We start from the raw sequence: 10,049 nt of genomic DNA, 5'->3' as shown, positions 1-10,049 counted from the left end.
CATCCGGTTCGACCATCGTCTACAGCCACGCCAACGGCGCCGCCTCGGCCGATCTCGTCAACCCGGCCACCGGCGCGAGCCTCGGGGCCTATGAGCCCTCGGCCTTCTTCAGCTTTTTCACCGAGCTCCATCGTTCGCTGTTCCTCGGCCCGGCAGGGCAGGCGGTCGCGGGGTGCTGCGCTCTGGCGATGGCGGTCCTCGCGCTCTCCGGCATCCTGATGCTGGTGTCGCGGCTGGGCGGCTGGTCGAAACTGCTGGCGGTGGCGCGGGGCACCTTGCGACAGCGGCTGCACGTCGATATCGGGCGGCTCGCGGTCCTCGGCCTGCTGCTCTCGGCGCTGACCGGGATTTACATGTCGCTGGTGAGCTTCGGCTTCATCTCCGACGGGTCGGACGGCCTCGGCGCGTTCCCGCCATTGGGCAGCGGCGCGGCGCCCGCCGCAATCTCCGAGCTCGCCGCGCTGAAATCCGTGCCGCTCGCCGACCTTCGCGAACTGGTGTTTCCCTCCCCCTCCGACCAGGAGGATGTGTTCACCGTCACCACCGCGGCCGGGCAGGGCTTCGTCGATCAGTCGACGGGCGAGATGCTGTCATTCACTCCCAACAGCCTCGGCCAGACCATCTACGAGGCGTTCTACACGCTCCATACCGGTCAGGGTCTCTGGTGGCTCGGGCTGCTGCTGGGGCTCGCTGCCCTGGGGGTGCCGGTGATGGCGGTGAGCGGGGCGCTGGTCTGGTGGAACCGCTCACGCGGGCGGCCGCGCATCGCCGGCAATGTGGCGCCACATCGCGCCGACACCATCATCCTCGTCGGCAGCGAGAGCAACGCCACCTGGGGTTTCGCCGCCGAACTCCACCAGCAGCTGAACGCCGCGGGCGCCAAGGTCCATACCAACGCGATGAACAGCGTAGGCAGGAACTACGCCCACGCCTTACGGATGTTCATCCTCACCTCGACCTATGGCAACGGCACCGCGCCGGCGAGCGCCAACCGCTTTCTCGCCAGGGTGAGGAAGTGGCAGGAGCCGCCGGCATATGACTATGCGGTGCTCGGCTTCGGCGATCACAGCTTCCAGCATTTCTCGGCCTTCGCCGAGGACGTCGACGATGAACTGGCCGAACTGGGCTGGCATCCGTTCCAGCCGCTGGCCAGCATCGACCGGCAGTCCTCGCAGTCGTTCGCCCAGTGGGGCCTGAGCACCGGACAGAACATCGGTGCGCCGCTCGATCTGAACCATGTCCCGGTGCAGCCGCGGACTATGCCGCTGGAGCTGGTGGGTCGGGTCGACTACGGCACCGAAATCCAGGCGCCCACCTCGGTCCTGCGCTTTGCGGCTCCCGAAGGGAGGTCGCCGTCCGGCCTTTTTGGTTGGGCGAGGCGGGAGCTGCCGAAGTTCGAGCCGGGCGACCTTGTCGGCATCGTTCCGCCGGGCAGTACGATCCCGCGCTACTACTCGCTCGCCTCAGGCTCCGGCGACGGCTTCATCGAAATCTGCGTCCGCAAGCAGCAGGGTGGCCTCTGCTCGGAATTCCTGTTCGGCCTCGAGGCCGGGGACGGGGTCGACGCCTTCATCCGCAGCAACCCGGACTTCCGGCCCGCTGCCGGCCGGCGCCCGGTGGTGATGATCGGCAACGGCACCGGGATCGCGCCGTTCATGGGCTTCATCTGGAACAACAAGCGGCGGCGGCCGATGCACCTCTATTGGGGCGGCCGCAACCCGGAGGCGGATTTCCTCTACGAGGACATCCTCGCCAGCTGCGTCGAGGACCACCGCCTCACCAGCCACGTCACCGCGTTTTCGCGGGCCGCCGAGCGCCAATACGTGCAGGACCGGCTGTGGCAGGACCCCGCGACGATCCAGATGCTCTGCGCGGCAGGCGCCCAGTTCCTGATCTGCGGCAGCCAGGAAATGGCCACCGGCGTTGCCGAAGCCATCGGGCAGATCATATCGCCGCTGGGCGACAGCATCGACCAACTGAAGGCCAAGGGGCGCTATCTTGAAGACGTCTACTGATTTGCAGTTCTTGCCGCCGGAACGGGTCGTGCCGCAGCTGCAGTTTGCTCCAGCGGCCGTGCCGGCGTGGCCGCTGCGGCGCTACACGCTCGCTGGTCCAACCATGGGCACGCGGTTCTCGGCGGTGTTCTACACCGCGGTCGAACCCGGGCTCGACACCTTGCGCGGCGAATTGCAGGCTGCCGTCGACCGGGTCGACAACCAGATGTCGACCTGGAAGGAAGACTCGGATCTCTCGCGCCTCAACCAGGCGCCGCTCGGCGAATGGGTAGATGTCCCCGGCGAACTGCTCACCGTGGTGTCCGCCGGGCTGGAGATCGCCCGGGCATCGGGCGGCGCCTTCGAGATCGGGGTAGGGGAGCTTGTCGATGCCTGGGGTTTCGGGCCGCGCCGTCGGCAGCCCGACGCCCCATCCATCGCTCAACTAGCCTCAAGTCCCCGGCGGCCCACCGCCGACCTGATCGAAGTCGACACCAACCGGTCGAGGATCGTGAAGCGCGGCCCGGTGGCCTTCGACCTCTCGGGCATCGCCAAGGGCTTCGGCGTCGACCAGCTGGCCGAATGTCTCGAGCGGTTTGGCATCACCAGATATCTCGTCTCGATCGATGGCGAGGTGCGCGCCAGCGGCCTCAAGCCCGGAGGCGCGCCGTGGATGGTCGCCGTCGAACAGCCGGTTCGCGAAGTGCGGGACGCGGCGCGGGTGCAGGAGGTAAGCGACATCGCGCTCGCGACTTCGGGCGACTACCGGCATTTCGCCGAACACGAGGGTGCAACGATCTCCCACACCATGGACCCGCGGACCGGCCGGCCGGTGGTCAACACGCTGGCCTCGGTAACCGTGGCGGCCAGCACCTGCATGGTGGCCGACGCCTGGGCGACGGCGCTCATAGTCCTGGGGCTGGAGGCTGCAATGGAGCTCGCCAACCGTCTCGGCATCCGCGCGCTGCTGATGTTTCGCGAGGCGGGCACCTGGAAGGAACTCGCCGTCGGCGGGTTCGAATAGGCCTGGACACGCACCCGCCCCGGATCGTCGACCGGGGCGGAGCGCTCCGTGTCGAGTCAGTAGCCGCCGACCGAACTGTTGAGGAGGTCCCTTCCATCATACATGGTCACCGAGAGCTTGGCCGCTGACCCGTTGAGATGGGTACCCTCCACCCAGCCGCTGGTCCGTCCATTGCCGACAAGACACCAGATCTGGTCGGTCGTGCACTGCTCGACGGTGTAGGCGGAGCCGGGGGACAGTTCCCCCGCCACGGAGTAGCCGTAGCCGGGCCCGCTGTGAAGCGGAACGCCGCTATTGGCGACTACTTCCTGGGCAAGCGCTGCCGCCGGCGCGAAAGTAATAATTGCCGCGACTGCGATCGGTGAGATCGCCAAAAGACGATTAAGCTTCATGATATTCTCCTACTTGTTGCTGGCGACAACCATCGTCGACAAGGCGGATATCGTACTATCGCCGGCTTTCAATCCCATTCTACAGGGGTAGCGGTTCGGCTATATCCCCGTCTGGCCATTTCATACTTTGGTTTCGCGTGAGTGACACCGCACGCCATCCGACGCAGGCGGCCTCAAATGGTTGCCGGTTCAGAGCCACGGGTTGTAGGCGCCCCGGGCAGTATTCGGAGCCGGGGTGGGCACGGTCGAAGGCGAAGGGGCGTAGGCGCCCTGCACCCAGCCGAGCGGCGTCTGGGCATCGCCGACGAGACACCAGACCTGATCGCTGGCGCACTGCCGAATCCCGTCGGGAGCACCGGAGGAAGGCAGGCCGGCCGGCGTAGTGCCCGGCGCCGGCTGAATCGGTACGCCGCCGTTGACGGTCGGACCAGCGGCAAGGGCAGCCAGCGGCGAGAACATGACAAATGCTGCGGTGGCAGCGGCTGCAATGCGGGCAGGGGAAACGGTGAACTTCATGATACTTGTCCTATACTTGCGGCGAAGCCGAATGTTTCCGCCGACAGGATGAATATCGGCCTTCGCCGATGTCCGATCCATTGTACCCGCGTAGCAACAAGCCAAATCCCTGTCTGGCAATTTCATATCTTGGTTGGGCCGCGAAGCCATGAGGCGACCGGGGCAGCCTTGCAGAAAGCTTGCGCCGGTCGCCTGATCAGGGTGGACCCTCAGGCAGCCAGTTCGTTGGCGTCCTTGGACGCAAGTCCGCCGACGGCCGACCAGTCGAGGGTTTCGCCGCCATGGGCCAGGAGCGTCAGGAACCGGTCACGCAGCAGGCTGGCGAGCGGCATCGGCACGCGCAGGTCGTCGGCGGCGGCAAGCGCAAGCCGGATATCCTTGTAGCCAAGCGGCGCCGCGAACAGGGCCGGCTCGAACTTCCCAGCGACGATCAGTCCGCCATAGAGCTTGTATGAGGGGACGTCGAACAGCGCCGAGGTCAGGAAGTCGAGATACTCCTTCCGGTCGATGCCGGCCTTTCCGATGAGGGCAATAGCCTCGCCAAGCGATTCCATGATCGAGACGAACAGGAAGTTGCCGCTGAGCTTGATCAGGTTGGCGATGCTGGGCGTCTCGGACGCGACATAGGTGGTCCTGCCGATCGCATCGAGCAGTGGGGTCACGGTCTTGATCGCTTCCGGTTCGCCCGCGGCGACGACGACGAGCTGCTTGGCGGCGGCCGCGTCGGGCCGGCCGAACACCGTTGCCACTACGAAGCGCTGTCCCGCTGCCTTGTGGGCCGCAGTGAGCCTCTCCGCCAGGGCGACGCTGATGGTGCTCGAGGAGATGTGGATCGCGCCGCGCGGCAGGCTGTCGATGATGCCGCCCTCGCCGAACACCACGTTCTCGACGGCAGCGTCGTTGGCCAGCATGGTCATCACCGCATCGCCCTGGCAGGCATCGGCCAGGCTCGCGGCGGCCTTCGCTCCCAGCGCTACCAGCGCATCGGCCTTGGCGGGGGTGCGGTTGTAGACCGTCAGCTGGTTTCCGCCTTTGATCAGGTTCGAGGCCATGGCGGCGCCCATGTGCCCAAGACCGATGAATCCGACTTTCATTTCGACTACCTCATTTCTCTGGAGTTGTTGTCCGGGATTTCAACCTGCACCGACCTGGCCGAGCCAGACGCCGATGCCGAACACGATGCCGCCGCCGATGACGACCTGGACGATGGTGCTGGCGAGCTTGCCGCCCATGAAGCGGTAGCGGATGAACGCGATGGTGATGAGCTCCAAAAAGACCACGACATAGGCCACGTCGAGGGCGATCGAGAGACTGGGGATGAGGAACGGCAGGGTGTGGAGCATGCCGCCGATGCCGGTGGCAACGCCGGTGATCGCACCCCGCCGCAACGGACCGCCGCGTCCGGTGACGCTCCCGTCGTCGGACAGCGCTTCGGACAACCCCATGCTGATGGCCGCGCCGAGCGACGCCGCCAACCCCACGAAGAACGCGCTCAGCGGTCGGCCGGTAAGGCCGGCCGCGGCGAAGATCGGCGCCAGTGTCGACACGGAGCCATCCATCAGCCCGAGAAGGGCCGGCTGGATTCTCTGCAGCACGAACGTCTTTTGACGCGCCTCATTCAGCGCTGGATTTTCCACGGTCATCGCGCACCGCTGTTGGGGGTGTAGTTGCGATGATCGTACCCGGCGGGCCGTGGCGGGGCTTTGCCGCGATTGCCGCGACTGGCCCCGCCTTGCGGGCTAGCAGTTGTGCAGACTCATCCGCCGGCCTGCTCGACGAACACCAGGATCGGCAGGGGATAGTTGATCACGTAGCTGCCGAAATGCGGATCGTGCTTGTCGGGCTGGACGTTGCTGCTTGAATCGCTGGCCCGCGACAGCAGGACATGCTCGCCGGGGTTTTGCGGGGTATGCCAGTCGAACCGCCAGCGCCGCCACGCGTGCCGCTTGATCTCGTCGATGAAGGTGGCCACGGCCCATGTCTGGCCGCCGTCGGTGCTCACTTCGACCGATACCACGTCCGATTCACCGGCCCAGGCGTAGCCGAAGATGGGATAGACCTGGTTCGGCGGCACCTTCTCGTGCACCCGGGGCCTGAGGATTTCCGACTTCACCAGCATCTCGCCGAGCGAACCCCGGGCAGCCATCCCGTCCGTGTCGTACCAGTATCCGTAGTCGATGGTTTGCCAATAGCCCAGGAACGGCTGGCGCACGGCGTGGATGCGGGTCAGCCACTTGACCGACGCCATGCCGAAGTGGCCCGGCACGATCGCCCGCACCGGAAATCCGTGGTCGCGCGGCAGGTCCTCGCCATTCATCTGGTAGGCGATCAGCACATCGGGCTGCAGCGCCTTGGCCCGGGGAATGCCGCGGGCGTAGGAGATCTCGCCCGGCGGCACCGGCTCTTCCTTCGGCTTGCCGCGGTCGGCGCCTTCGAACACGATCTCGACCGCATCGCTGGCAAGCCCGGCGCGTTCCAGCAGGGTGCTGAGCGGCACGCCGGTCCAGTTGGCGTTGCCGACTGCGCCGAGTTCCCACTGCGCCCCCGGCGCCGGAGGAATAAGGAACACCCGGCCGTTGCCGGCACATTCGAGCGTCGCCACGCGGGTCTCGCTGCCCATGCGGACGAGGTCGTCATAGCTTAGGGACAGCGGTGAATCGACCGCGCCGTCGATCGTCAGCCGGTAGGCCTCGCGCTCGATGACCGGCACGGGGAGGTGGCTGCGCACATAGAACAGGTCCGACGGAGTGATGAAGGAATCCACAAGGTCCAGGGGGGTCTCCAGGTTGGGTGGCTCCATCTGCCGGATGACGTATCCGACGCGCGAATCCTGCGTCGCTCCACCTACTGTCCGGGGGTTGGCCATGTCATGTCCTTTCACCATTGCCAGCGAGTTGAGGGAAAAAGCTTGCGATGCCGTCCTGGTCCGGCAATCGGTCGATCCGGCTTTGCACATGCACGACGGAATTCATGGTGCCGGTGACTGGACTTTGCTCCGCTATGAGGAGAAGCGCCGCCAGTTGCTGCTCGTCGAGATTGCCATCCACCCAGATGCGGCGCCCGATCGCCTGCCAGGGCACCTCGCCGTGGAGGGCAAGCTCGACATAGACGGCGTCGAGGTCCCAGCCGTTGCTGACCGCATGCGCGATCACGCAGTTGGCGGTGGAGCCGCCGAGGCCGGCAAGGATGAGATCGAAAGGATCGGGGTGGGCGTCGCCGTCCGTGCGAGAGGAGGGCCTGATCGATGCCAGCCTGCCCATCCTGATTTCCAACGTTGCCGGACTGACGCTTCCGACCACCTGCACATGGCGCATGTCGCCCTCGTTTCTATTGGGTGAGGGGCAGTGTAGGAACCGGTGCGCCGGCGGGCTTTATCAGCCTTGCGGCGACTGGTTTCGCCTTGCCCAAACACCCTACACCCGCCTGACGACCCCCAGCAATCAGCGACTCGGCTGCGCCGTCTTTTTCTCCCCGGGGAGAGGGCCGGGGGCGGCGCTAGGCTAGCGCCACGTAGGCGCAGAGCATGGCCGCCACAACGGCCAACGCGCCGGAGAGCAGTAGTTCGACCCGCATGCCCGCTTTTCGTGGTTCGGGGTTGTCGATGTCGCGCGCCGTCTTGATGAAGCGGATGCCGCCCAGCAGCAGGATCACGATTCCGACTGCGATCACCGCGATGCCGTCATAGAGGCCGACCACCGACAGGGTTGCTGCGAAGGCGCGGTCAAATACAGGCCACCCCGTGGCCGGGATGCTCCCCGCCGGCACGATCATGGTCGCTTTCTGCACGACGAAACCGAAAGCGACAGTCGCCAGGCCGGTGCGGAGCCAGGCAAGGTATGTGCGCTCGTTGGCGGCGTGACTTACGTAGTTGTTGATCATGACTCGGCGCTCGCGAGATTGGGATGGAGTGAGTGCCGGGCCTCGCTGAGCAGATGGGCTCCCTGGCCGGTGTCGACGACAATGACGCCGTCCTCGTACGCCCAGGCGAAGGTGGGCCGCCAACCGGACCAGTACGGATCCGCGAAAATCCCGGCCAGGCGCAGCAGTCCGGACCCGCGCCCCTCGACCTGCGCGGTCTTGATGCGAACCGAGCCGGTCCGGATGGCATGTACCTTCATGGCGCTTCTCCGCTGCGTCGGCGCACTCAATGCGCGGCCAGCGTCCCGTCCCGCTTCTGTTCGCGCAACAATGCCATGCCCGCCAGCGTCACGACGACGGTGACCACCAGCGGCAGCACCGGGGCATAGGCGAGCGCGTGCACGAACAGCAGGCCGCCGGCAAAGGCCCCGGCGATAAGCCCGACAAGCACACCGAACAGCCGCGGTTGCTCTTCCTTCGGCCTGGAGCCCGCGAAATCGCCTGCAAAGGCGACCAGGGTGAAAGTCGCGGCTGTGGTGAACACGCCCTGCACTCCGAGCGCCCGGACGGCCGCGGTCTGCATCCCCATGGCGAGGGAGAGCAGCGCAATGAGAACATTGGCCATGGCGGGGGTTGGATGTCCCGCGTAGGTCATCCAGACGGCAAGGACGATAGCCTCGATGACGACAACGACGCCCAGCGTTGCCGAGACCCGCCCCGGCCACACGACGCTGTTCGGAGCCTTCTCCATGGTGGCCCGGGTGCCGAGGAAGGCGCCCACCGCAAAGAAGGCGACCGAGCAGACGATGGGCAGGATCGGCGGCCCGCCAGCGTTCGCGAGCCCGAACCCTAGATACACGATGTTGCCGGTCTGGAACGCCGAGAACACCCTGCCCAGGCCGAAATAACTGATGGCGTCGATCGTTCCCGCTGCGAACGTCAACGCGATGAGAAGCCAGTCGCGGAGCCCGAATTCCACTCTGATTTTGTCGACTTGAGGAGATGCCATTATGACCTCGGATGTGATGGTGGCCGGTGCTCTCGTGTCCTCTGTCCAGGCGGGCGGCCGTGGTGCGTCGATGGGGTGGGGCCCGCTCCCGCGGGCCCTGTTGCTACTGGATGATGACGGGCTTCGACTTGGGAAATGCGGCTGCCGTCTTGTCGTCGATGTTGAGGTGGGCCTTCACCAGCTCCGGCGGGAGCACGCCCAGCCACTGGCTCGCCGAGATGTCGGCATAGTAGGGGCTGCGGAACATCTCGAGGAAGCGCAGCGGCTCATCGCCAGTGTTCTGGATGTAGTGACCCATGGCGAACGGAACGTAGCCCACGTCGCCGGCCTGGTAGTCGAAGGTCCGGGCCTTGCCCGACGAGGCGAACACCGTCATGCGCCCGCTGCCGCCCAGATAGTACTGCCACTCGTCGGTGTTCGGGTGCCAGTGCAACTCGCGCATGCCGCCCGGCTCGATCTCGACCAGGGCGGCGGCAATGGTGCTCGCAGCCGGAAAATTCGACGAGTCGACGATGCGGACCTGACCGCCCGCTACCTTGATGGGCTGCTGGTCCAGCAACTTATAGCTGTAGGACATGGGCGTCTTGCCCTGCGGCGTCTTGATCTGGTCCGCGTCCAGTGGACCGGGCACGTCGCCGGCAAAGATCCAGCGCGACCGCTCGGGGTCCTTGGGAAGATTGGCAAGGGCGGACTGGGAGACGCCAAAGTTCTTGGCCAGCACGTCGCTCGGCGTGTGTGCGAACCAGTCGCTGACGAGGAAGGTCTGGTTTTCCGAGAAATCGCCGTCATCGAAAACCAGCAGGAACTCGCAGCCTTCCTCGAGGCCCTGGATCGAGTGCGGAATCCCGGCTGGGAAGTTCCACAGATCGCCGACGCCCACGTCCTCGATGAAGTTGCGGCCTTCGGTGTCGACCACGGTAATGCGGGCGCGCCCGGCGATCATGTATGCCCACTCGGCTTCCTTGTGCCAATGCAGCTCCCGGATCCCACCGGGTTTGAGGCGCATGTTGACTCCGGCCAGTGTCGTTGAGATCGGCAGCTCGCGCACTGTGATCTCGCGGGCCCAGCCCCCGCTGGTGATGCGGTTGCGCGCAGCGGCATAGGAGAACTTGAGGTTTGGAAGCGTGCCGGCGTCGGTGGAGGGGGAGGCCAGCATGTCCGGATTTTCCTGCTCCACCGGAATATTGCGGGGCCCGAGAATGGTCGCTCCAAGGTCGCCCCGGATAGGCTCCGACCTGCCGCTAGTGCGCCCAGTG

At 65.9% G+C, this 10,049-nt stretch carries 12 protein-coding genes; 2 read left to right on the top strand and 10 right to left on the bottom strand.

Going from position 1 to position 10,049, the window contains the following annotated elements; translation table 11 throughout:
• Positions 1-2,015: PepSY domain-containing protein (locus JWQ89_RS20170; RefSeq protein ID WP_299644046.1), on the top strand; the 2,015-nt coding region annotated here is incomplete at its 5' end.
• Positions 1,999-3,018, top strand: coding sequence for an FAD:protein FMN transferase (locus JWQ89_RS20165; RefSeq protein WP_299644045.1), 1,020 nt, complete (start codon positions 1,999-2,001; stop codon positions 3,016-3,018). The genes JWQ89_RS20170 and JWQ89_RS20165, both read left to right, overlap by 17 nt.
• Positions 3,019-3,074: 56 nt before the next feature.
• Here JWQ89_RS20165 and JWQ89_RS20160 read toward each other — a convergent pair whose 3' ends face one another.
• The 10 genes from JWQ89_RS20160 to JWQ89_RS20115 all read right to left on the bottom strand — a co-directional run bounded on the left by JWQ89_RS20160 (position 3,075) and on the right by JWQ89_RS20115 (position 10,018).
• Entirely contained in the window at positions 3,075-3,410 is a 336-nt protein-coding gene (locus JWQ89_RS20160) for an SH3 domain-containing protein (protein ID WP_299644044.1), read from the bottom strand.
• 189 nt (positions 3,411-3,599) lie between these two features.
• Complete coding sequence (locus tag JWQ89_RS20155) at positions 3,600-3,926, bottom strand: hypothetical protein (protein WP_299644042.1); 327 nt, start codon at positions 3,924-3,926, stop codon at positions 3,600-3,602.
• A gap of 209 nt (positions 3,927-4,135) precedes the next feature.
• Entirely contained in the window at positions 4,136-5,020 is an 885-nt protein-coding gene (locus JWQ89_RS20150) for an NAD(P)-dependent oxidoreductase (RefSeq protein ID WP_299644041.1), read from the bottom strand.
• Positions 5,021-5,059: 39 nt separating this feature from the next.
• Positions 5,060-5,521, bottom strand: a complete 462-nt coding sequence (locus JWQ89_RS20145; protein ID WP_299644039.1) for a hypothetical protein — start codon at positions 5,519-5,521, stop codon at positions 5,060-5,062.
• A gap of 161 nt (positions 5,522-5,682) precedes the next feature.
• Positions 5,683-6,792, bottom strand: a complete 1,110-nt coding sequence (locus JWQ89_RS20140; RefSeq protein WP_299644037.1) for a sulfite oxidase — start codon at positions 6,790-6,792, stop codon at positions 5,683-5,685.
• Between the two features lies 1 nt (position 6,793).
• Positions 6,794-7,240, bottom strand: coding sequence for a hypothetical protein (locus JWQ89_RS20135; protein WP_299644036.1), 447 nt, complete (start codon positions 7,238-7,240; stop codon positions 6,794-6,796).
• Between the two features lie 181 nt (positions 7,241-7,421).
• Entirely contained in the window at positions 7,422-7,805 is a 384-nt protein-coding gene (locus tag JWQ89_RS20130; RefSeq protein WP_299644034.1) for a DUF202 domain-containing protein, read from the bottom strand.
• Positions 7,802-8,044 carry a hypothetical protein gene (locus tag JWQ89_RS20125; protein WP_299644031.1) on the bottom strand — a complete coding sequence of 81 codons (243 nt, stop codon included), beginning with the start codon at positions 8,042-8,044 and terminating at the stop codon, positions 7,802-7,804. The genes JWQ89_RS20130 and JWQ89_RS20125 overlap by 4 nt, the downstream gene beginning before the upstream one ends.
• 26 nt (positions 8,045-8,070) lie before the next feature.
• Positions 8,071-8,763, bottom strand: coding sequence for a YoaK family protein (locus JWQ89_RS20120; protein ID WP_299644029.1), 693 nt, complete (start codon positions 8,761-8,763; stop codon positions 8,071-8,073).
• A 133-nt stretch (positions 8,764-8,896) separates the two neighbouring features.
• The gene (locus tag JWQ89_RS20115; RefSeq protein ID WP_299644048.1) at positions 8,897-10,018 is read right to left on the bottom strand and encodes an oxalate decarboxylase family bicupin; all 1,122 of its coding nucleotides are present in this window, start codon (positions 10,016-10,018) and stop codon (positions 8,897-8,899) included.
• Positions 10,019-10,049: the final 31 nt, after the last annotated feature.

This window comes from Devosia sp. (assembly GCF_028290645.1).
GTDB lineage: Bacteria > Pseudomonadota > Alphaproteobacteria > Rhizobiales > Devosiaceae > Devosia_A.
The sequence above is the reverse complement of the archived record's forward strand: the minus strand, read 5'-3'. Positions and strand labels throughout refer to the sequence as shown.